The organism is Streptomyces sp. NBC_00370, from assembly GCF_036084755.1.
In the GTDB taxonomy this organism is placed as follows: domain Bacteria; phylum Actinomycetota; class Actinomycetes; order Streptomycetales; family Streptomycetaceae; genus Streptomyces.
In genome coordinates this window covers 3,643,961-3,666,191 of the sequence record NZ_CP107968.1, presented here as the reverse complement: position 1 = coordinate 3,666,191, position 22,231 = coordinate 3,643,961, and the positions used below count along the sequence as shown (strand labels likewise).

17 protein-coding genes are annotated in these 22,231 nt (G+C 70.0%); 9 read left to right on the top strand and 8 right to left on the bottom strand.

The window, feature by feature from the left end:
* The gene (locus tag OHS57_RS16250) at window positions 1-645 is read right to left on the bottom strand and encodes a CatB-related O-acetyltransferase (RefSeq protein ID WP_328582413.1); all 645 of its coding nucleotides are present in this window, start codon (window positions 643-645) and stop codon (window positions 1-3) included.
* A gap of 99 nt (window positions 646-744) precedes the next feature.
* Window positions 745-1,533 carry a 23S ribosomal RNA methyltransferase Erm gene (gene erm / locus OHS57_RS16245; RefSeq protein ID WP_328582412.1) on the bottom strand — a complete coding sequence of 263 codons (789 nt, stop codon included), beginning with the start codon at window positions 1,531-1,533 and terminating at the stop codon, window positions 745-747.
* Between the two features lie 516 nt (window positions 1,534-2,049).
* On the opposite strand from erm, the gene OHS57_RS16240 reads away from it, so the two are divergent.
* Window positions 2,050-3,069: a glycoside hydrolase family 16 protein gene (locus OHS57_RS16240; RefSeq protein ID WP_078863593.1), complete on the top strand. Its 1,020-nt coding sequence runs from the start codon at window positions 2,050-2,052 to the stop codon at window positions 3,067-3,069.
* A 98-nt stretch (window positions 3,070-3,167) separates the two neighbouring features.
* On the opposite strand, the gene OHS57_RS16235 is transcribed toward OHS57_RS16240, so the two are convergent.
* A complete protein-coding gene (locus OHS57_RS16235; protein ID WP_328582411.1) occupies window positions 3,168-4,508 on the bottom strand; it encodes an APC family permease in 1,341 nt (446 codons plus the stop codon).
* Window positions 4,509-4,579: 71 nt separating this feature from the next.
* Here OHS57_RS16235 and OHS57_RS16230 point away from each other — a divergent pair, with 71 nt between their 5' ends.
* Window positions 4,580-5,581 (top strand): helix-turn-helix domain-containing protein, encoded by a 1,002-nt coding sequence (locus tag OHS57_RS16230; RefSeq protein ID WP_328582410.1) that lies wholly within the window; start codon window positions 4,580-4,582, stop codon window positions 5,579-5,581.
* 90 nt (window positions 5,582-5,671) lie between these two features.
* On the opposite strand, the gene OHS57_RS16225 is transcribed toward OHS57_RS16230, so the two are convergent.
* The gene (locus OHS57_RS16225) at window positions 5,672-7,243 is read right to left on the bottom strand and encodes a CehA/McbA family metallohydrolase (protein WP_328582409.1); all 1,572 of its coding nucleotides are present in this window, start codon (window positions 7,241-7,243) and stop codon (window positions 5,672-5,674) included.
* Window positions 7,244-7,773: 530 nt separating this feature from the next.
* On the opposite strand from OHS57_RS16225, the gene OHS57_RS16220 reads away from it, so the two are divergent.
* From OHS57_RS16220 to OHS57_RS16190, 7 genes are all read left to right on the top strand, one after another.
* The gene (locus tag OHS57_RS16220; protein ID WP_443042901.1) at window positions 7,774-10,380 is read left to right on the top strand and encodes a bifunctional FO biosynthesis protein CofGH; all 2,607 of its coding nucleotides are present in this window, start codon (window positions 7,774-7,776) and stop codon (window positions 10,378-10,380) included.
* Window positions 10,381-10,750: 370 nt separating this feature from the next.
* Window positions 10,751-12,034, top strand: coding sequence for an ABC transporter substrate-binding protein (locus tag OHS57_RS16215; protein WP_328582407.1), 1,284 nt, complete (start codon window positions 10,751-10,753; stop codon window positions 12,032-12,034).
* Between the two features lie 4 nt (window positions 12,035-12,038).
* Window positions 12,039-12,998, top strand: a complete 960-nt coding sequence (locus OHS57_RS16210; protein WP_078863596.1) for a carbohydrate ABC transporter permease — start codon at window positions 12,039-12,041, stop codon at window positions 12,996-12,998.
* Complete coding sequence (locus OHS57_RS16205; protein ID WP_198533266.1) at window positions 12,962-13,867, top strand: carbohydrate ABC transporter permease; 906 nt, start codon at window positions 12,962-12,964, stop codon at window positions 13,865-13,867. The genes OHS57_RS16210 and OHS57_RS16205 overlap by 37 nt, the downstream gene beginning before the upstream one ends.
* Window positions 13,868-13,873: 6 nt before the next feature.
* Window positions 13,874-14,959, top strand: a complete 1,086-nt coding sequence (locus OHS57_RS16200; RefSeq protein WP_328582406.1) for a mandelate racemase/muconate lactonizing enzyme family protein — start codon at window positions 13,874-13,876, stop codon at window positions 14,957-14,959.
* Window positions 14,956-16,320, top strand: coding sequence for a class II fumarate hydratase (locus tag OHS57_RS16195; RefSeq protein WP_328582405.1), 1,365 nt, complete (start codon window positions 14,956-14,958; stop codon window positions 16,318-16,320). The genes OHS57_RS16200 and OHS57_RS16195 overlap by 4 nt, the downstream gene beginning before the upstream one ends.
* Before the next feature lie 115 nt (window positions 16,321-16,435).
* Window positions 16,436-17,551: an ADP-ribosylglycohydrolase family protein gene (locus OHS57_RS16190; protein WP_041988587.1), complete on the top strand. Its 1,116-nt coding sequence runs from the start codon at window positions 16,436-16,438 to the stop codon at window positions 17,549-17,551.
* A 298-nt stretch (window positions 17,552-17,849) separates the two neighbouring features.
* On the opposite strand, the gene OHS57_RS16185 is transcribed toward OHS57_RS16190, so the two are convergent.
* The 4 genes from OHS57_RS16185 to OHS57_RS16170 all read right to left on the bottom strand — a co-directional run bounded on the left by OHS57_RS16185 (window position 17,850) and on the right by OHS57_RS16170 (window position 22,135).
* Window positions 17,850-19,466 (bottom strand): sodium:solute symporter family protein, encoded by a 1,617-nt coding sequence (locus OHS57_RS16185; RefSeq protein ID WP_328582404.1) that lies wholly within the window; start codon window positions 19,464-19,466, stop codon window positions 17,850-17,852.
* A gap of 383 nt (window positions 19,467-19,849) precedes the next feature.
* The gene (locus tag OHS57_RS16180; protein ID WP_041988593.1) at window positions 19,850-20,050 is read right to left on the bottom strand and encodes a DUF397 domain-containing protein; all 201 of its coding nucleotides are present in this window, start codon (window positions 20,048-20,050) and stop codon (window positions 19,850-19,852) included.
* A 191-nt stretch (window positions 20,051-20,241) separates the two neighbouring features.
* A complete protein-coding gene (locus OHS57_RS16175) occupies window positions 20,242-21,099 on the bottom strand; it encodes a helix-turn-helix domain-containing protein (RefSeq protein ID WP_041988596.1) in 858 nt (285 codons plus the stop codon).
* Between the two features lie 295 nt (window positions 21,100-21,394).
* On the bottom strand, window positions 21,395-22,135 hold the full coding sequence (locus OHS57_RS16170; protein ID WP_041988598.1) for a GOLPH3/VPS74 family protein: 741 nt from the start codon (window positions 22,133-22,135) through the stop codon (window positions 21,395-21,397).
* Window positions 22,136-22,231 lie beyond the last annotated feature (96 nt).

Genomic DNA, 22,231 nt, shown 5'->3' with positions numbered 1-22,231 from the left:
TTACGAGGCTCCCGGTGCGGCGGATTCCAGCTCGGCGATGCTGCCGGACATGATCGTCCGTACGTGCTCGGTGATGTGCTCCGGCGACCAGTCCCACCATGCCACTGCCAGCAGCCGGGCCACGTCCTCCGCGCTGTAGCGGGTGCGGATGAGCCGGGCCGGGTTGCCGCCGACGATCCCGTAGTCCGGCACGTCCGACGTGACCACCGAGCCCGCGCCGATGATCGCGCCGTGGCCGATCCGTACGCCCGGCAGCACCGTCGAGCCGTACCCGAACCAGACGTCGTTGCCGACGACGGTGTCGCCGCGGCTCGGCAGGCCGGTCAGCAGGTCGAAGTGGTCGGACCACGAGCCGCCCACCGTCGGGAAGGGGAAGGTCGACGGGCCGTCCATACGGTGGTTGGCGCCGTTCATGATGAACCGCACGCCCGTCCCCAGCGCGCAGAACTTCCCGATGACCAGCTTCTCCGGGCCGTAGTGGTACAGCACATTGCGCGTCTCGAAGGCGGTCGCGTCGTCCGGGTCGTCGTAGTACGAGTACTCCCCGACGTCGATCAGCGGTGACGTGATCAGCGGCCGGAGCAGCACCACCCGTGGCTGGCCGGGCATGGGATGGAGCACCGTCGGGTCGGCGGGCACAGGCATGGCGGGCGGTTCCTTCCTACGGCTGGGCGGGGCCCGCCCCATGATCTGGCTGGGCGGGACGCCCCATGATCGCAGCGCCGTGCCCGCCGGGACACGGAATTACCGCGGGTGCGGCCCGGCCCCGAGGCCCCACAGCGACGCCCACTGCCCCGCCGTCAGGTCCTTCGGCAGTGTCCGCTGTGACACCTGGTTGGCCCGCAGCCAGCCGGCGAGGTCCCTGCGGTCGAACTGCCCGGTCCTGGTGAGGATGTCGGGCAGTCCGCGCCCCCGCCCCGTGAAGACCCGCCCCACGAAGTCCTGGTACCGCTTGCGGTCGTCGACGAGCGGTCGCGGTCTGCGGTGCACCGTGAGCAGTCCGCCGTCGACCGACGGCACGGGACGGAAGGCGCGGGCCGGGACGCGGGAGTGCAGGGCGAAGTCGTACCAGGGCCACCAGCGCGCGGTCATCATGCTCGCGCCGCCCACCCCGGCCCTGCGCCGCGCGACCTCCCACTGGACCAGCAGGACGGCCGACTGCCAGTGGTCGGCTGCGAGTACGCGCCGGACGATCGCGGTCGTGAGATGGAACGGCAGGTTCCCGACGAGTACGTACGGGTCCCGCGGCAGCGCGCAGCGCAGGATGTCGTCGCATACGACGGTGACATGACCGGGGGTACGGCTGTGCAGGCGGCGGGCGCGGCGCGGGTCGATCTCGATCGCCGTCATCGGGTGGCCGAGCCGGCTCAACGGGACGGTCAACGCGCCGTCGCCTGGGCCGATTTCGACGATCCGGCTGCTCGTACGGCCGACCGAGTCGGCCACCTCGTCAGCGATGGCGGCAATGACGGCGCGGTCGGTGAGGAAGTTCTGGCCGAGCTCGTGTCGGCCGCCCGGATAGGGCTGATGCATGGGAGTGCTCCGCGTGGAATCTTCGGAGCCGGGGCGGGGCAGTACGGAACACCGCACCGGCGAGGACTCGTTACGCGGCGGAGCTGAGCGATGGAGAGGGAATCAGACCAGCTCGCCGCATGCGCGGCGCAGCTTTACGAAGAAGGCGCAAGACATGACGGCGACCCTAGCCGCCGACCGCGTCCGGGCGCTCGGTATTTTCCGCCGCCGCGACCGTACTGACATGGCGCTGCTGTCCAACCGCTTGACGCGCTGCGGTGGGGGCACTAGAAATCACATGCTGAGAGAGCGCTCTCAGCTACCTGAACAGAGTCAGCTACCTGAACAGAGTCAGCTACCTGAACAGAGTCAGACAACTGAACAGAGTTGGAGAGTCACAGAGTTCGATCCGTGCACGCCCCCACCGTGCACACGCCGTCCGCCCTGCACACGGTCCCCACCCGGCAGGCGACGGCGGCTTCGATTCCCCCCACATGGGCCCGCACGACTGAGCCCATTCGGAACAGGAGAACTCGCATGTTCAGCGGACACCATCAGCTCCAACCAGGCAGCGACGGCCGCCGGCCGCGCCGCTCCCGGGCGCGGATCGTCCTCACCGCGCTGACCGTCGGCGCCCTCGGCGTGGCCGGCCTCGCAGCCGTCGCGCCGACCGGTGGCGCCGCCACCCCCGCGGAAGCGCCCGTCGTGGCGAAGGCGGCCGCGGCCCCGGCCGCCGTACCCGCGCCGCCCTCGGGCTTCACCACCACGTGGAGCGACGAGTTCGACGGCCCGGCCGACACCGGCGTCGACACCGGTACGTGGAAGTACGACACCGGACCCGGCAGCAACTTCGGTACGGGCGAGATCGAGACGATGACCGACAGCACGGCCAACGTCTTCCACGACGGCAACGGGCACCTCGTCCTGCGCGCCCTGCACGACGGCACCGACCCCAACACCGGCTGGACCTCCGGCCGGATCGAGACGCAGGACGACTCGTTCGGCGCGCCTCCCGGTGGCGTCGTCATGATGGAGTCGTCCATCCAGCAGCCGGACGTCACCACCGAGAACGGCGCGGGCTACTGGCCGGCGTTCTGGATGCTGGGCCAGCCCCTGCGGACCGGCACCACCTGGCCGACCTCCGGCGAGGTGGACATCCTGGAGGACGTCAACGGCCGCAGCTCGGTCTTCGGCACCCTGCACTGCGGGGTCTCGCCGGGCGGACCGTGCAACGAGTCCAGCGGTATCGGCAGCGGTGAACACGCCTGCCCCGGCTGCCAGTCGGGCTACCACACGTACGCGGTGCAGATCGACCGCTCGACCTCACCCGAGCAGATCCGCTGGTACCTCGACGGTGACAACTACTACACGCTCGACGCCACCGCTGTGGACGCCGACACCTGGGCGAAGGCCGTCGACCACCCGTTCTTCATCATCTACGACCTCGCCATGGGCGGCGGCTTCCCCGGCGCGTTCGGGGGCGGACCCAACGCCGCCACGATTTCCGGTGGTCAGATGAACATCGACTACGTCGCCGTCTACAACAAGGCGCCGTAACAAGGCTTCGTAGCCGGTAGAACAGCCGGTAGAACAGCCGCGGAACAGCCGAGAGAACAGCCGACAGAACATCCAGAAGAGACGGGGCGGTCCGGACCTCACGTCCGGGCCGCCCCGCCCGCTGTCCCGCACGCCGCCTCGTCCGCTGTCCCGCAAGCCGTCCGGTTCAGCCGCAGATACAGCAGCGCACCGCCCGTCACCACCAGCGGCCAGAGCAGATAGACGCCCGACATCACGAGCAGGGCCACCACGGCGACCAGCGCGGCGACCGCCGCCGCCCGTCCCTTGCTGCGCCTCGGCAGCAGCCGTACGGCGGCGGCGACACCGATCGCGTACACCGCGACGAACGAGCCCGTCGTCATCAGTACCAGCGGCCGGGGGCCGACCCCCGCCATGCTCACCCCGGCCAACGCGCAGAACCCCAGGGCCGATACGACCGCGAGGCTGCGCCTCGGCACCTCGCCGACCACGCTGCCGCGCGTCAGCCAGCCGGGCAGCGCGCCGTCCCTGCCGAGGGCGGCGCCGAGTTTGGCAGCGCCCGCGTAGTAGGCGTTCATCGCGCCGAGCGTCAGCAGCACGGCTGCCGCCGCCGCGAGGTACCGCGCGTTCCCGCCGATGCCCCGCGCCATCAACTCGCCGAGCGGCGCGTCCGATCGGGCGGCCGACGGGCCGAGTACGGTGACGACGGCGAAGGCGACGCCCAGATACAGCACCCCGACCACCACGACGGCGATCCCGGCCGCCCGGGGCAAGTCCCGCTCCGGGCGCCGGAATTCGGCCGCGAGGTGGGTGATCGCCTCCCATCCTGCGAAGCTCCAGACCAGCAGCGCCGCCGCTGGACCGACCGCCGTCCAGCCGTGCGGTGCGAACGGATGGAGGTTCGCCGTGTGCGCATGCGGCAGCGACAGCCCGACCGCGAGCAGCAGCAGGACGACGAGCAGCGCGGCCAGGGCGAGTTGGATCCGGCCCGTCACCTGGAGGCCGACGGCGTTGGCCACCGTGACGACCACCATCAGCGCCGCCGCCGTGATGACGGTGGTCGGGGTGCCGCCACCGAGCGCCGACGAGACGTACGCACCGCCGAAGAGCGCGGCGGCGCTCGCGCCCGGCGGTACGGCGAGGTAGAAGCACCAGCCGACCGTCGCCGCCGTACGGTCGCCGAAGGCCAGCCGGGCGTACGTCGAGACGCCTCCGGCGTCGGGGTAGCGGGCGCCGAGCGCTGCGAACGTCGCGGCGAGCGGCGCCGACAGGACGACCAGCGCCAGCCAGGCGAGCAGCGAAGCGGGGCCCGCCGTCTCGGCGGCGAGTGCGGGCAGGGCGATGACGCCCGTGCCCAGTACGGCCCCTACGTAGAGGGCGGCGCCTTGGAGGGTGCTGAGCCGGCCGACGGCGGCGGTACCGGCGGCGGAAGGGCCGGGGACGGCTGTTTCGCTGGTCATGAGGGCCAGCTTCACGGCCTCCGCCGCCACCGGCCATCGGCAGAAACGACAGGGTGCGCATAATTACCGCCATGAGCGCCACCAGCCGTGCCGATCGCCCCAGCCGTCCCCACGTCGTCGCCCTCGCCGTCACCGACGCCGCGCCCATCTTCGAACTGGCCATCCCCTGCGAGGTCTTCGGCGTCGACCGCGACGACCTCGTCTCGCCCTGGTACGAACTGCGCCTGTGCGCCGCCGAGCCGGGGCCGCTGCGCACGGCGGCCGGGCTGCGCGTCGACACCCCGTACGGTCTGGACGACATGGCGGCAGCGGACACCGTGATCGTCGCCGCCTGCGCACGCCGCGTACAACTCGCGCCGCCCCAGGGTCTGCTGGAAGCGGTGCGCGCCGCGCACGGTCTCGGCCGCCGGATCGTGTCGCTGTGCAGTGGCGCCTACGTACTCGCGCAGGCCGGCGTGCTGAAGGGGCGGGCCGCCACGACGCACTGGATGAACACGGGCGACTTCGGGCACCGCTTCCCCGACGTCGACTTCCGGCCCTCCGCGCTCTACACCGAGGACGGCACGGTCCTGACCTCGGCGGGCAGCGGGGCCGCCGTCGACCTGTGCCTGCATCTGGTGCGCGGCGACTTCGGCTCGGCGGTCGCCAACGAGGTGGCGCGCCGCATGGTCGTACCGCCGCACCGGGAGGGCGGGCAGACGCAGTACGTCACTCCGCTGGTGCGGCCGACGGAGGACGCGGGGCTCGAACCCGTACTGCGCTGGGCGCGGGGCAACCTCCACGAGCCGCTGACCGTACGGCGGTTGGCGCGGGAGGCGCAGCTCGGTGAGCGCACCTTCGCCCGCCGGTTCCGCGAGACGATGGGCACGACACCGTTGCAGTGGGTGCTCCAGCAGCGGGTGCGCTTCGCGCAGGAGCTGCTGGAGACCACGGACGAGCCGGTGGAGGTCGTCGCGCGGCGTACCGGCTTCGGTTCGGCGACCAACCTGCGCTACCACTTCAGCAGGACGACGACGGTCTCACCGCAGACGTACCGGCACGTGTTCCGGCACCGCGCCGCTGCCGCCGGGTGACGTGCCCCGCTCGTCAGGCCGGGCCGCCGCCGGGTGACGCGCCCCGCTCGTCCGGCCGTGCCACCCCGGGGCTGAAGCGGCACTCCACCGTCACTCGCCCAGGAACACCGGGTTCGTGAAGGCCGCCAGCGGGCCCGGCAGCCCCGGGACCGTCGGCGCGTGGCGGACCTCGGCGCGTACGTAACTCGCGTACGAGGCCGTCGTCGTCCACTCGACCGTGCCCGCGCCCGACTCCGGCAGCGGCGCGGTGTAGAGCGTGCCCTGGTCGGTGACGAACTGGGCCGTGCAGCCGGGGGCGCCGGTCACCTCCAGCCGTACCGTCACGCTGTCCTTCTCGTCGACCCGCAGCCGGTCGCCGATGCCGGCGTGCTTGCCGCGGCCGCCCGAAGCGCCGAAGGTGAGCGACACCTTCGCCGATTCGGCGACGTAGCTGTGCCCGGCGCGCAGACCGGCCAGGATCGCCGTGCGGGAGAGGTCGTCGGCCAGGACGACGGTCTGCGGCGTGCCGATGGCGTCGGGGTCCCGGTGCGCGTCGCTGTTGCCCATCGCGGGCGTCCAGGCGCGGCCCGAACGGGCCGAGGTCACCAGGCTGTTGTCCCAGTCGGCGAGGGAGACCTCGTCGTCCACGGTGTAGGGGCCGTTCCAGACCTCGACGGCGTCCGCGTCACCGAAGCCGAACTTCCAGTTGCAGCCGATGCAGGTGGAGTGCGGGTGCGCGGGTACGACCAGGCCGCCGGCGCGGCGTACCTCGCGCGCGTAGTGGCCGAAGCGGTTGTCGCGTGCGCGGTAGCGCCAGTCGATGAAGGTGCCCGGGTCGGTGGAGATGGCGAGGACGTGGCCGTTGCGGGTGGTGATCTCCTCGCCGACGAGGATCAGCAGGTCGTCGTCCCACAGGCCGTCCCACGCGCCGTGCGCCGAGTACGTGTTGTGGTCGCTGCTGTGCATGAAGTCGAGTCCGGCGGCGCGGGCCAGCGCCGCGATCTCGGCGGGGGTGCGCTTGCCGTCGGAGTGCACGGAGTGCAGATGGCAGTCGCCCCGGTACCAGGCCCTGCCGCGGCCCTTGGCGCGCTCCGGCGGGTAGACCGGCTTCGGGGTGGCCGCCGTGGGGCCGTAGGTGAGCGTGATGGTGATCGAGTACGCGAGGCCCTGCGGCGCCACCGTGTAGGGGCCGAGCGCGATGTGCCAGGTCCCGGCGCGCACCGGGCCCGCGATGTAGCCGGGCGTCGCCTCGTCGGCGCGGAGGAAGAACTCCGTGCGCGCGCCGCCCGACCAGCCGCGGAAGCCCCGGCCGCCGAGATCGGTGCCGCGCTCGTCGAAGATGCCGATGTCGAGGGCGTTGCCCTGGGTGCCGGCCGGGACGGCGGGCCGCTCGTAGCTGTACGCGACGCGGATCTCGCTGGTCCCGCGCGGTACCTCGACGGGCAGATGGACGAAGTCGGGGGAGCCGGGCGGCAGGGTGCCGGTGACGGTCCTGGTCGTGGTCCGACCGGCACCGGTCCCGTCACCGCCGGCGGCACCGGCACCGGCGCCTGCTGAAGGTGCGGCGTTCGCGAAGCTCACAGTGGACAACGTAAGCGCGGCGGCGGCTCCCGTCATCACGAGACCCCTCCTGCCGAGGGATCCGGTTGACGACTCTTTATCCGCATGGTCATTTTCGGTCATGCCGGCGACTCCCGGGAGGTCTGGACGCGGTCAGCTGCCACTGTTGTGCCGGGGGGTGAACCCCACGGCAAGGCAAGGGGGTCGGCCGGTTTCCGGCAGGCGGACGGCCGTCGCCGACCGGGCCGCGTTCCGTCGCGGGTCGGGGCAGCGGCCGGATCAGGCGGGGGCTGAAGGGGGTCGTGCAGGGGTGGTGTCCGGAGCGTAGAGCGTGATGTGTGGCGCGTCTCGGCGGTGGCTCCGCGTCTGGCGAGTACGCGCCGTAAATCATGCAGCGCAGGACACGACCCCGGAACGGCCTCCGGCAACAACGGCAACCACAACCCCGCACCCCGAGCCGCGCCGGACGGCGACCCCGTGCCGGACGGCGACACCGCGCAGGACACGACCCCGGAGCGGCACCCGGCAACAACCGCAACCAAGACCCGCACCCCCGCCGGACGGCGACCCCGTACGGTGAGCTGCGTCTCTGACCAGGCTCGTCACCGATCAGAACCCGGCGCCGTACGTATCCTCGAAGGATGACTACGCGCGTGCCTGAGGATTCCGGGACCGACCAGCCCGCCGGACCCGCCGGACCACCGACCGCCAACTCCATGCGGCGCGCCCTCAAACGGGCGCGGGACGGTGTCGCGCTGGACGTCGCCGAGGCTGCCGTACTGCTCCAGGCCCGCGGCGACGACCTCACCGATCTCACCGCGTCCGCCGCCAAGGTCCGTGACGCCGGTCTCGCCGCCGTCGGGCGGCCCGGCGTGATCACGTACTCCCGCAAGGTGTTCATCCCGCTGACGCGGCTGTGCCGCGACAAATGCCACTACTGCACCTTCGTCACCGTCCCCGGCAAGCTCCGCCGCGCCGGGCACGGCATGTTCCTCTCGCCCGACGAGGTCCTGGACATCGCCCGGCAGGGCGCCGCGATGGGCTGCAAGGAGGCCCTGTTCACGCTCGGCGACCGGCCGGAGGACCGCTGGCCGGAGGCCCGGGAGTGGCTGGAGGCCGAGGGGTACGACGACACGCTCGCCTACGTACGGGCGATGGCGATCCGGGTCCTGGAGGAGACGGGGCTGCTGCCGCACCTCAACCCGGGCGTGATGTCGTGGACCGACCTCCAGCGGCTCAAGCCCGTCGCGCCCTCCATGGGGATGATGCTGGAGACCACGGCGACCCGGCTGTGGTCCGAGCCCGGCGGTCCGCACCACGGTTCGCCGGACAAGGAGCCCGCCGTTCGGCTGCGGGTCATCGAGGACGCGGGCCGCTCCAACGTCCCGTTCACGACCGGGATCCTGATCGGCATCGGGGAGTCGTACGAGGAGCGCGCCGACTCGCTGTTCGAGCTGCGCAGGACGGCGCGCGCCTATCACGGCATCCAGGAAGTCATCGTCCAGAACTTCCGCGCCAAGCCCGACACGGCCATGCGCGGCATGCCGGACGCCGAGTTGGAGGAGCTGGCGGCGGCCGTCGCGGTCGCGCGGCACATCCTCGGCCCTTCGGCCCGTATCCAGGCGCCGCCGAATCTGGTCGACGCCGAGTACGCGCTGCTCATCGGCGCCGGGATCGACGACTGGGGCGGGGTGTCGCCGTTGACCCCGGACCATGTCAACCCGGAGCGGCCCTGGCCGCACATCGACGAACTGGCCGCGCGTACCGCCGAGTCCGGCTTCGAGCTGCGCGAACGGCTCACCATCTACCCGGAGTTCATCCAGCGCGGCGAGCCGTGGCTGGACCCCCGGCTGATGCCGCACGTCCGGGCGCTGGCCGACGATGAGACCGGTCTCGCGCGCGAGGGCGTCAACCCGGTGGGGCTGCCCTGGCAGGAGCCCGACGAGGGGTTCACGGCGACCGGCCGTACCGATCTGCACGTCACGATCGACACCGAGGGCCGCACGTCGGACCGCCGCGAGGACTTCCAGGACGTGTACGGGGACTGGGACGCGCTGCGCGAGGCCGCCGCGCCCGGGATGGTGCCCTCGCGGATCGACGGGGACGTGAAGCAGGCGCTGGCGCAGGCCGCGGACGACCCGACGAAGCTCAGCGACGACGAGGCGCTGGCGCTGCTGCACGCCGACGGGCCGGCGCTGGACGCGCTGACCAGGATCGCCGACGAGCTGCGCCGTGACGTGGTCGGTGACGACGTGACGTACATCGTCACGCGCAACATCAACTTCACCAACGTCTGCTACACCGGCTGCCGGTTCTGCGCGTTCGCGCAGCGCCGTACCGACGCCGACGCGTACACCCTCTCGCTCGACCAGGTCGCGGACCGGGCGGCGCAGGCGTGGGAGGTGGGCGCCGTCGAGGTGTGCATGCAGGGCGGTATCCACCCGGACCTGCCGGGCACCGCGTACTTCGACATCGCGCGCGCGGTGAAGAAGCGCGTCCCCGGGATGCATGTGCACGCGTTCTCCCCGATGGAGGTCGTCAACGGCGCCTCGCGCACGGGCCTTTCGATCCGCGAGTGGCTGACGGCCGCCAAGGAGGCGGGACTCGACTCGATCCCCGGCACGGCCGCGGAGATCCTGGACGACGAGGTGCGCTGGGTCCTCACCAAGGGCAAGCTGCCGACGGCGACCTGGATCGAGGTGGTCAAGACCGCCCACGAGCTGGGCATCCGCTCCAGCTCCACGATGATGTACGGGCACGTCGACCAGCCGCGCCACTGGCTGGGCCATCTGCGGACGCTGGCCGGTATCCAGCAGGAGACGGGCGGCTTCACGGAGTTCGTGACGCTGCCCTTCATCCACACCAACGCGCCCGTCTATCTGGCGGGCATCGCGCGGCCCGGTCCCACGGACCGTGACAACCGTGCGGTGATGGCGATGGCGCGGCTGCTGCTGCACCCGCACATCACCAACATCCAGACCAGCTGGGTGAAGCTGGGCACGGAGGGCGCGGCCGAGATGCTCCGCTCGGGCGCCAACGACCTGGGCGGCACGCTGATGGAGGAGACCATCTCCCGGATGGCCGGGTCCAGTTACGGCTCGTACCGCTCGGTCAAGGACCTGGTCGCCATCGCTGAGGCGGCCGGCCGGCCGGCGAAGCCCCGGACGACGCTGTACGGGGAGGTGCCGGACGAGCGGGTACGGGCGGCTGCCGCATCCGACGGTCATCTGCCCGAGCTGCTGCCGCTGGTGAGCGACTGACCGACGTACCGCCCCCGTGGCCGCCGATCCGGATGTCGATCCGGGTCGGTGGCCATTTTTGTGCCCCCGGACGCCTACATAGTTTCGGGCGGGTTGCCGAAACTTTCGACATGCGCGACCGGATCCCGGTCGAGGCATTTCTGCGCCGAACTGTCAGTTCAACCCCGTTCCCGCCCCCTCGCAAGACCCTCGACACGGATTAGTTTGCTCCGAAGCGAAATCGATATCTTTCGTCAGGCGGAAGTGATTGACCGCCTTGTGGAACCAAAAGGTATGCCCTACGTTTCGTGCTCGTGGCCGAAACATCGCCGCCGTATGGCGTGCGTGTTCGTCGGAACGGGAGTGAAGACCCACAGGAGTGACGACGTAGATGACAGGAATCAGTCGCAGAAAGGTGCTGTCAGGGATCGGCGGACTGGCAGCAGGGGCGGCGGTCGCCGGCTGCGGCGGCAGCGCCTCCGCATCGGACGACTCGACCATCACGCTGATGAACTGGGAAGCGCTCGACGGGTCGCCCTACCCGAAGGTGTTCGACGCCTTCGAGAAGCAGACGGGCAAGAAGATCAAGTACCAGTTCGCCGCTTCGGGAACGGACTACTGGGTCAAGTGCCGGACGGTGCTCGGCGCGAGCAACCCGCCGGACATCATGCGCATCGACGACGACTTCGTCGCCTCGTACGCCAAGACGGGCCGGCTGCACGACCTGCGGGACTTCATGCGGGACAGCGGTCTCCAGGAGGCCGACTACTTCACCACGGTCTACAACAACGCCCGGCAGCCCGACGGCTCTTACGTCGGCTGGAGCCTCGGTATGCAGCCCCGGGTGATCTTCTACAACAAGACCATGTTCAAGGAGGCGGGCGTCCCCCTCCCGCCGGACAGCTGGACCGACGAGGGCTGGAAGTGGGACGACTTCCTCGCCGCGGCCAAGAAGCTCTCCATCCCCGGCAAGCGCTGGGGCGCGTGCGTCCTCGACGACGCGGGCTTCGAGATGATCTACACGGTCAACAACGGGGGCACCGGCCGCTGGTCGAAGGACGGCAAGCGGTTCACGCTGGCCGACCCGCCCGACGCCGCCGGCTACCAGTTCGTCGCCGACCTCACCTGCGAGCACGACGCCCAGCCCCGCTGGTCCGAGCTGCAACAGAGCGGCCGGGGCGCGGAGATGTTCGCGGCCGGGCAGATCGGCATGATCCAGCGGGTCTCCACCTTCGTCGACTTCTTCCAGCAGAACGTCAAGGACTTCGAGTGGGACATCGCCCCGATCCCGGGGCAGGTCAGGCAACAGACCTACGCCAACCAGCTGGTGTTCGCGATCCCCGCCAAGGCCGCCCACAAAGAGGCCGCGTGGCAGCTGCTGAACTACCTCACCACGACCCCGGGCGCCACGGCCTTCGCCGAGGCCGGCGCCTTCGTCCCCGGACTGCGCTCGGCCGCCGACCACATGGCGGGCGGCGGGAGTGACGGCGGGCCGCAGAACATGGGCCTGGTGCTGGAGGCCGCCAACCACGCCGTCCTGCCCGGCCGGGTGGTGGAGGTCCAGCAGGCGCTCCAGATCTACCGGCCCGCCCTGGACGACGTACGCAACTGCCGTGCCTCGGCGCCCGACGTGCTGAACAAGCTCCGCCCGCAGATCCAGGAGATCATCGGATGAGCCCATGTCTGTGAACACGCCGACGCAGAACATGCCCGCGCGGAACACGCCGACGCAGGGCACGCCCCCGCGCAAGGTGCGCCGCGCGCCGGGACGCAAGCGCCGCAATCTCGTCGGATACGCCTTCGTCGCGCCGCTGATGCTCGGCATCGGCGTCTTCCACCTCTACCCCATGGCGGTCACGACCTACTCGTCGTTCACCGACTGGGACGGCTTCAACTCCCGCCATTTCGTGGGGTTCGCGAACTACAGCAAACTGATCCTGCACGACACGCTGTTCCACACCGTCGTCACGAACACGCTGCTGTTCATGCTGGGCGCGATACCGCTCACCATGATCCTCGCGCTGTGCCTCGCGACGCTGGTCAGCCCGCAGCGGCGGATCATGACGGTGTTCCGGCTGGCGTTCTTCGTCCCGTACGTGGCGAACGTCGTCGCGGTGAGCGTTGTGTGGTTCCGGCTCTACTCGGGGCAGGACGGCGTCTTCGACACCCTCCTCGCCCATCTGGGCATCGACGGCCCCGACTGGCTGGTCACGTCCCCCTGGGCGCTGATCGCGGTCATCTTCGTCAGCGTCTGGCAGGGCGTCGGCTACCCGATGATCGTGCTCATGGCGGGCATCCAGGCCATCCCCGCCGAGCTGTACGAGGCGGCGAGCCTCGACGGCGCTTCCAGGGCGCGGCGGTTCTTCAGCATCACCCTGCCGCTGCTGACGCCCTCGCTGTTCTTCGTCAGCATCAGCCAGTTCGTCGCCAGCTTCCAGGTCTTCGGCATCGTCTACGTGATGACCAAGGGCGGCCCCGGCAACGACACCAACACGTACATGCTCCAACTCTTCAACACGTCCTTCGCCGACGGCGAGCTGGGCTACGCGTCCGCCATGGCCTGGCTGTTGTTCCTGGTCATCGCCGCACTGACGGTCATTCAATGGAGACTGCAACGAAGGTGGGTGTTCTACGGGTGAGCGCGACCGGCACGACAGAGAGCGGCGGCCGTACGGTCGCCGGCGCACTGCAGAACCAGAAGGTGCTGCGCGGCATCTACTACGCCTTCCTCACGGTCCTGGGGCTCGGCTTCCTCTTCCCGCTGCTCTGGATGATCGGCACCTCGCTCAAGAGCGGCCCCGAGTCGCTGTCGGACGCGACGTCCGTCATCCCGCGCCACCCGACGCTCGAGGGCTACCGGCAGGCGATCGACGTGCTGCCGCGCTACTTCTGGAACAGCGTCAAGCTCGCCTTCCTCAATGTGGTCGGGCTGCTCGTGGTGGCGTCCCTCGCCGGGTACGGCTTCGCGCGGATCAAGTTCCCCGGGCGGGACGTCCTGTTCCTCGTGGTGCTGGGCTCGGCCCTCATCCCGGGCATCGTCTATCTGATCCCGCAGTACGTGGTCTTCCGGGACTTCGGCTGGGTCGACACGCACTACCCGCTCTGGGTGCCGCGGGTGATGACGCCGGTGTTCGGCACGTTCCTGATGCGCCAGTTCTTCCTGGGCATCCCCAAGGAGATCGAGGAGGCGGCCAGGATCGACGGCGCCTCCGTCTTCACCACCTTCCGGCGGGTCATGCTGCCGCTCGCCAAGCCGGCCCTCGCGACGGTGGCGCTGTTCACCTTCGTGGACTCCTGGAACGACCTGCTGGGCCCGCTGGTCTTCCTGAACTCGCCCGACCTGCAGACCCTGCCCGTCGCCCTCGCCCTGTTCCAGGGGGAGTTCTTCACCAACACCCCGGGGCTGATGGCGGCGGCGACGCTCACCATCATCCCGATCTTCGTGGTCTTCCTGCTCGCCCAGCGGTACTTCGTGCAGGGCGTCGTCATGTCCGGAATGAAAGGCTGAAGTCAGTTGATTTCCTCGGTCGAGACCTATATCTCCGGCAACGTCTGCGTCGTCAAGGTCACTACGGACGACGGGCAGTTCGGCTACGGCCAGACCGCCCCTTCGGAGCCGGAGATCACCGCCCAGGTCCTGCACCGGCTGGTCGCGAAGCACTTCCTCGGCCGTAACCCGTGGGACATCGCCACACTGGTCGAAAAGGCGGTCCGCGCGGAGTACAAGTACCTCGGCGGATTCCTGATGCGGGCGATCAGCGGTATCGACACCGCGCTGTGGGACCTCCAGGGCCGGGCCACGGGACAGCCCGTGTACCGGCTGCTCGGCGGCAAGTTCCGCGACAAGGTGGGGGTGTACGCGTCCAGCATGAGCCGCGAGACCCCGGTCGAGGACGAGCTGCGGCGCATCGGCGACGCCGTCGAGAACTACGGCTTCACGGCGGCGAAGATCAAGGTGGGGGTGCGCAACGGCCGGGACGCCGAGCTGTGGAACGGCCGCACGGCCGCTCTCGTACCGGCCATGCGCAAGACCTTCGGTGACGCGTTCCTGCTCAACGCCGATGCCAACGGCGCGTATTCGCCCGGCGGCGCCGTCATGGTCGGCCGCCGGCTGGAGGAGTACGGCTTCTACCACCTGGAGGAGCCGAACCCCAGCTGGGAACTGGACAACATGGGGTATGTGGCCCAGCAGTTGGACCTGCCCATCGGAGCGGCCGAGCAGGAGTTCTCGCTGGAGATCGTGCGGCGGATGATCGCCGAGCGGCTGGTCGACGTGATCCAGCCGGACGTCTGCTACATCGGCGGTCTGAGCCGGGCCAGGCGCGTCGCCGAGCTGGCCGACACGGCGGGCATCCCCTGCACACCGCACTCCTCGGGCCACTCGCTGATCCCGATGTTCACCGCGCATCTGGTGCTGGCCATGCCGGCCTGTACGCAGTTGCAGGAGTGGTCGATCGAGCAGGCCGGCTCGCAGTTCTTCGCACCGGTGCCCGTGGTGAAGGACGGTTTCGTGGAGATCTCCGACGCGCCGGGCTGGGGCGTGGAGATCCTGCCGTCCTTCCTGGAGTCGGCGGCGCGGCAGACGTCGGCGCTGTCATGAGCGACGTACCGGAAGCCGATCAGCTGTGGGGGGAGGCGACCGGGCACGCGGTCCGGGCGTTCCCGGTCAGCGGCGTCCCGATGCCGGAGGAATTCCTCACCGCGCTGGTACGGGTCAAACGCGCGGCGGCGCAGGCCAACGTGGAGCTGGGGCTGATCAGTCACGCGCAGGCGAAGGCGATCGTCGCCGCGGTCGATCTGCTGCTGGACGGGGAGCTGTGGGACCAGTTCCCCGTGGACGTCTACCAGACGGGCTCGGCGACGTCGAGCAACATGAACGCCAACGAGGTCATCGCGGAACTCGCCCGCCGCGCCGAGCCGCCGGTGGAGCTGCTGCCGCACGAGCACGTCAACCGCTGCCAGTCGTCCAACGATGTCGTGCCGACGGCGATGCGGATCGCGACGGCGGTCGCGCTGCGCACGCGGCTGCTGCCCGCACTTGACGCCTTCGAAGCCGAACTGGCCGTGAAGGCAGTCGAGTTCTGGGACGTGCTGAAGGTCGCCAGGACCCATCTGCAGGACGCCACCCCGATGCGGCTCGGCCAGGAGTTCCACGGCTACGCGGGACAGGTCGCCCGGTCGCGGCGGCGGATCGAGGCCGCGATCACCGGACTGTCCGAGCTGCCGCTCGGCGGTACGGCGGTCGGTACGGGGCTCAACGCGCACCCGGAGTTCGCCGCGCGCACCTGCGCCCGGCTCGCCGCCGAGCTGGGCATCGGCTTTGTGGAGACCGACAACCACTTCTGCGGCCAGAGCACCCTGGACGACATGATCTCGGCGCACGCCGCCGTGACCACGGCGGCGCTGGCGCTGCACAAGATCGGCTGCGACATCAGGCTCCTGGCGACGGGACCGCGCGCGGGACTGGGCGAACTGCGGGTGCCCGACGTGCGGGTGTCGAGCAGCATCATGCCCGGCAAGGTGCCGCCGTCGGTGATCGAGTCGCTGACGATGGTGGTGGCGCGGGTCGTCGGCAACGACGCCGCCGTCACGTTCGCGCAGACCGGCAGTGTGCTGGAGCTGAACGTGATGATGCCGGTCGTCATCGACGCCGCGCTGCAGTCGGTACGGCTGCTGTCGGCGGCCGTATGGAACGTCAACCGGCAGTGCCTCCAGGGCCTGGCGGCGACGGACGCGGGCCCCGCGAACGTACGGCGCAGTGTGATGCTGACGACCGCGCTCTCCCCGCACATCGGGTACCACGCGGCGGCGGAGATCACCGCCGACGCGCTCGCGTCCGGCGACGAGATCGAAGAGGTCGCGGCCCGGCACGGGATCACGCCTCAGCAGTTCGCCGAGTGGGTGGATCCGGTGGCGATGGCGGGGGACCCGCGACCGCCGGGGCGCGAAGTGTCCGGGTAGCGACCCCGGGCAGGGACGACGGCTGATCCGCGCCCTCAACCCGGAGTTCCTGTTCGATTACAGTGCTGCGCAGCCGTCATCGGCTCCGGGGGCACTCGTGGGACAGGAGGGGCGCATGAGCATTCCGTCCGGAGCCGTCTGGGGGCGTGCCGAGCAGCAGGATTTCCGCAGCCGGGTACGGGGCTGTCTGCTCGGCGGCGCCATCGGCGACGCGCTGGGCGCGGGGGTCGCCGGACTGAGCCTCGAAGAGATCAGGGCGGTGCACGGGGCGGACGCGGTCGTCGACTTCGTCCCCGTGTACGGGCGCAGGGGCGCCGTCACGGCGGCCACCCAGCTGACCCTGTTCACCGTGGACGGACTGATCCGCGCGCAGGTGCGCAGGGACACCGGCGCCTGGCACCCGCCGACCGATGTGCACCGCGCGCATCTGCGCTGGGCGGCGACCCAGCACGACTGGGGACCCGACGTACGCCGCAAGGACAACGGCTGGCTCGCCCAGGAGGAGTGGCTGTACGCGCGCCGCGACCCGACCCGCTCCTGTCTCTCCGGGCTCGGCGACGAGTACATGGGCACCCTGGAGCGGCCCAAGAACCCCACGGCGCGCGACGCGGGCGCGCTCGTACGCTCGGCGCCGTTCGGGCTGCTCGTCGGCTGGGAGCCGCAACTGGTCTGCCAGCTCGCCCTGGAGTGCGCGGCGCAGACACACGGCCACCCCGCCGCGTACCTCTCGGCGGGTGCCTTCGCCGTGATCGTGCACGGCCTGGCCCGTGGCGAGAGCGTCGACGCTGCCGTCCAGCGCACCCTCGGCCTGCTCGCCGCACGCCCCGGGCACGAACCGGTGACGCAGGCGCTCCGACAGGCGCTCGGCGCGGTACGCCAGGGCATCCCCGGCCCGGGGAGGATCGCGGCGCTCGGCGACGGGCACGCGCCCGAGGACGCGCTCGCCGTCGCCGTCTACTGCGCGCTCGTCGGCGAGGACATCCGGCACGGGCTGCGGCTCGCGGTGAACCACGACGGCCCCTCCGGCGCCACCGGCACCCTGTGCGGCGCACTGCTCGGCACCATGCACGGCGAGACGGCGCTGCCGCCCGCCTGGCTGGCCGAACTGGAAGGGCGCGGAACGCTGCTGGAAATCGCCGACGACTTCGCGATGGAGATGACCCAGGGCCCGGCACTGCACAGCCCCGGCGTCGCCGCGTCCGGCTGGCTGGCCCGCTACCCGCGCGGCTGAACGGCAGCGGCCAGCCGTACGCGCGGACCACCCGGCCGGTGCCGTCGCCCTCGACGCAGTCCAGGCAGTGGCTGACGCGTTCTTCCATCGGCACCGGACGCATACCGGGGAAGTGCCGGCCCCGGCACCCGCCGGTGCGTGGCGCCGGGGGCGACGCCCGCCGCCTCGGGGGTCGGGCGGGCGCGGCGGCTGCGCGGGAAGCCGCCGAGATCGTTCGCTGCGTTGTCGGCCACCGGCCCATCGTCGCGCGCGTGGCCGGGCGGTGCGTACCGCCCGGCCACGCGCTGTGACGGGTGGCTCAGCTCTCCGTACCGGTGCTTCCCGCGCCGCCAGAGGACTCCCGTCCCGCGGTCGTCGCGTCGGCCGGTCCGGCAGGTGCCGGGATGCCGGCGGCTGCGGTCGCGAGGCCCGAACCGTCGCCGTCCCCTTCGCCGTTGATCCGGGCCAGCAGCACGTCGCGCTCCGGGGTGTCCTCCGGGTGCAGCTGGCCGAGCACGATGTAGAGGACGAGGGAGAGCGCGCACGGCACCGACACCTGGTACTCCAGCGGCACCCCGCCGTCGACGCTCCAGTTGATCGGGTAGTTGACCAGCCAGAAGGCCACGAGTCCGGACGCCCAGCTGATGATCGCCGCCACCGGTCCCGACTTACGGAACGGCTTGAGCAGACCGAGGATGAACGGGATGGCGATCGGACCCATCAGACCCGCCACCCACTTGATCACGACGGTGATGATGTCCTTGAACGTCGGCGAGTTGACCTGGGTGGCGACCGCCATCGACAGCGCGAGGAACGAGATCGTGGACAGCCGCGCCGCGATCAGTGCCGCGCGCTGCGTCCAACTGCGGGCCGCCTTCGAGAGGGTGGGCGCGATGTCGCGGGTGAAGACGGCCGAGATGGCGTTGGCGTCGGACGAGCACATCGCCATCGTGTGGGAGAAGAAGCCGACGACGACCAGGCCCAACAGCCCGTGCGGCAGCAGCTTCTCGGTCATCAGCGCGTACGAGTCGGAGGCGTCCGGCTTCTGCGCGTGCACGATGAGCGGGGCGCACCACATCGGGAAGAACAGCACGGCGGGCCAGACCAGCCACAGGATCGCCGACAGCCGGGCCGAACGGCTGGCCGCAGCGGCGCTGGTGGTGGCCATGTAGCGCTGGGCCTGGTTCCACATGCCGCCGTTGTACTCGAAGGTCTTGATGAAGAGGAACGCGACGAGGAAGGTCACCGTGTAGGGCCCTGCCGTCGGGTTGCCGTGGCCGTCGGGCAGCTTGTCCCAGACCGTCCACAGCGAGCTGAAGCCGCCGAGTTCGCCCATGACGGCGATCAGCATCGCGACACCGGCGAACAACTGGATGATGAACTGGCCGAGTTCGGTGAGCGCGTCGGCCCACAGCCCGCCGATCGTGCAGTAGACGGCCGTGATGGCGCCGGTGACGAGGATGCCCTGGGTGAGGGTGAGCCCGGTGAAGACGGAGAGCAGGGTGGCGATGGCGGCCCACTTGGCTCCCACGTCCACGATCTTCAGCAGCAGCCCCGACCAGGCCAGCGCCTGCTGGGTCTTGAGGTCGTAGCGCTCCTTCAGATATTCGAGCGGTGAGGCGACGTGCAGCCGTGAGCGCAGCCGGTTGAGCCGCGGCGCGAAGAGCTTGACGCCGATCGCGACGCCCACGGCGATCGGGAACGACCACGTGGCGAACGAGGTGACGCCGTAGGTGTAGGCGATGCCGGCGTAACCGGTGAACATCACCGCGCTGTAGCCGGACATGTGGTGCGAGATGCCCGAGAGCCACCACGGCATCTTGCCGCCCGCGGTGAAGAAGTCGCCGACGTTGTCGACGCGCTTGTGCGACCAGATACCGATCGCGACCATCACAGCGAAGTATGCGATGAGCACGACCCAGTCGAGGCTGTTCATATGCCCCCTCCAGGGGTCCGCCTTGTGAACGTCCGGTGCTCTTCGTCAGGTACGTCCGGCATGCGGGGTCCCGTGCGGGAAGGGGGACTTGGGGGATTGAACCGTCTGTCGCAGCAGCTGGTCAAGGGTCTCTGCGGTCACGAGTGTGAACTCAGGTCAGAAAGCAGAACGATTTTACTTGTTCTTGGTGTGTGGGGCGGTTGTCGTGCACGCGACGATCGCCCCACCATGAACGAGCACTTCGTCAGCTTCCAGAGGTATCCGGGTACGCGAACGACCGCACGGGATGCGGGTCCCGTGCGGTCGAGAGGAAGGTGAGACGTGACAAGGCCCCCTCGGCCAAGACGGCGATCGGTCGAGAGGGCCCGGTCAGCGGTGCCGGACTAAATCACGCCCGAGTTCACATCGCGCACGAACGCGTTCCATGACGTCGGGACGAAAGAGATCGAGGGGCCCTCGGGGGCCTTGGAGTCCCGGACCGCGATGGCCTGGACCTCGGGGGACTTGACCTCTACGCACGCGCCATTTCCGCCGGAGTACGAAGACTTCGTCCACGTGTCCGTAGCGCCCTGAATGATTGCCATGTTCACTCCGGTTCAGCAGCGTTATCACATCGCGCCAACGTCTTGCTGGCTTGATCGACGCTACTCGCCTCACTCGTTGTGCGGGACAGGCGTTCACTCGTTCGAGTGACATATGCCAGGAGAGTCTTACGCGTTGCGGCAGTTGGGGTGTACGGTGCCCAACTTCGCTGCCGATGCGAGGGCGTGGGTCCCTAGCGGGCGTATTCCTTGGCGATGTCGGCGATGAACGCGCGTGTTTGATCAACGTTCAGGGCCTGGGCGCGCAGATGCTCGTACATCACGCTGTACCGGTGCACGTCGTTCGCCTTTTCCAGATAGAGATCGCTGGTCACGCCCTCGATGTAGACGACGCTCGAATCCGAGGTGTCGGGGAATTCCAGAATCGCGTAATGCCCGCTGATTCCTGGATGCGCGCCCATGTCGAAAGGCAGCACCTGCACCGTGACGTGCGGCAGTTGTGACTGCTCGACCAGATACTCCAGCTGCTCCCGCATCAGTTGCTTGTTGCCCACCACGCGGCGCAGCGCGGCCTCGTCGACCACGGCCCAGAGCCTGAGCGGCTCGTCGGGGGTGTTGACCCGGTCCTGCCGGCGCATCCGCACCCCGACGCGCTTCTCGACGTCGGCCACGGCCGTCTCGGGCAGCGCGCCGTTGATCAGCGCCTCCGCGTACGGCCGGGTCTGCAGCAGCCCGGGGACGACCTGGGGCTCGAAGACGCGCAGCGAGGCCGCGTCGGTCTCCAGGCCGATGTAGACGCTGTACGGGATGTCGCCGAAGGCGTGCCACCAGCCTTGCTGGCGTGAGTCCTTGGCCATCTGCATCAGCGAGTCCACGATGCGGTGGTCCTCGACCTCGTACACCCCGCACAGGTCGCGTACGTCGCGCTGGCTGATGGAGCGGCGGCCGTTCTCCAGCCGGCTGATCTTCGACTGGGAGACGAGCAGGCGCTCGGCGACCTCCTCGGCCGTCATGCCCTTGAGCTCGCGGAGCCGGCGCAACTCCTGGCCCAATCGGCGTCGCCTGACGGTGGGATTGACACTGGACGCCACGGGAACTGCACCTCCGGCTGCTGATAGCTGTACGTATCTACTGCTCAGCAGACTGCCACCAATGGTCCCGGCGGCGCTGGGAAATGGCCACAGAGGCGGTGGCCACAGCGGGGGAACGGCGCGCGGGGCAGCCCTCAAGAGGACTGCCCCGCGCGTCTTGTGCGGCTCCCGAACCGGGTCATTGGGGACGGCGGTGCTGCGTGCCGGTGTGGTGACGCCGTGCGGTGGTGCGACCTACGGTGCTGCGGTGGTGCGACCTACGGTGCTGCGACTTGCTGTGCTGCGAGGCGATCGGTCAGTGCGCCGCTACGCGAGCCATGGACCCGCCGCGCTGCGGCTGCATCGGCACGCCCCCTGGTCGGCCGCCCGGAGCGACTGGCGCGCTCTGGGTGGGATTACGGCGTGGCTGAGCCGCCACACCGTTCTGGACGTCCATCACGGCATGCGCCACGAGTCCGCCCATGGGGTCGTGTCTGATCAGATCCCGGAGCCGGGAGCGCGATGAGCGCCCTTCGTTGCCGGGATACAGGTGCTTGCCGAGTCCGACCGCGTGGGCCAGCGCGGCAAGCGCCGCGGTCCGCGGGTCCGGCGGTACGCCGGTGCGGATCGCACTGTCCAGCCGGGCCTTGATCTCCCGGCTGATCGCCGTCTCCGTCGCTTGGTAGCGAGTCGTCGGCAGCACTCCGCACATCTGGCCCGCGACGGCATGAACCATGCCGCACCGCTCCAGATGCGAGAGGTACGTCTGGCGCAGCCCCAGTCGGGGCCCGCCAATCCAGTGGACCGCCCGAACCGGGCTGCCGCGTCTGCGCAGCAGTTCCAGTGCGGAGTCCAGAGTCGGATCTCCGGTCGGCCGCGGCATCACCACGGCGATACGATCCCCGTCAGGGGCTATCCGTCCTGCCAGAGCCAGCTCCACTAGCTGAGCTCCGGCCAGGCCGAGGTCGAGCGACTGCGGCTGCGCTGTGGTACCCGTGGCCGGGTCCAGAGCGAGCAACAGGAGCTCCTCCGGAATACTTCTGCGGCTCTTGCCCATCCATGCCTCCCCGCGTGGATGAATGACAGGGTGACCCCTCTCACAATGGTCTGTCGAGGGTGCCTGGGTGCTTTGTACGGGAACCGTTATGTATGT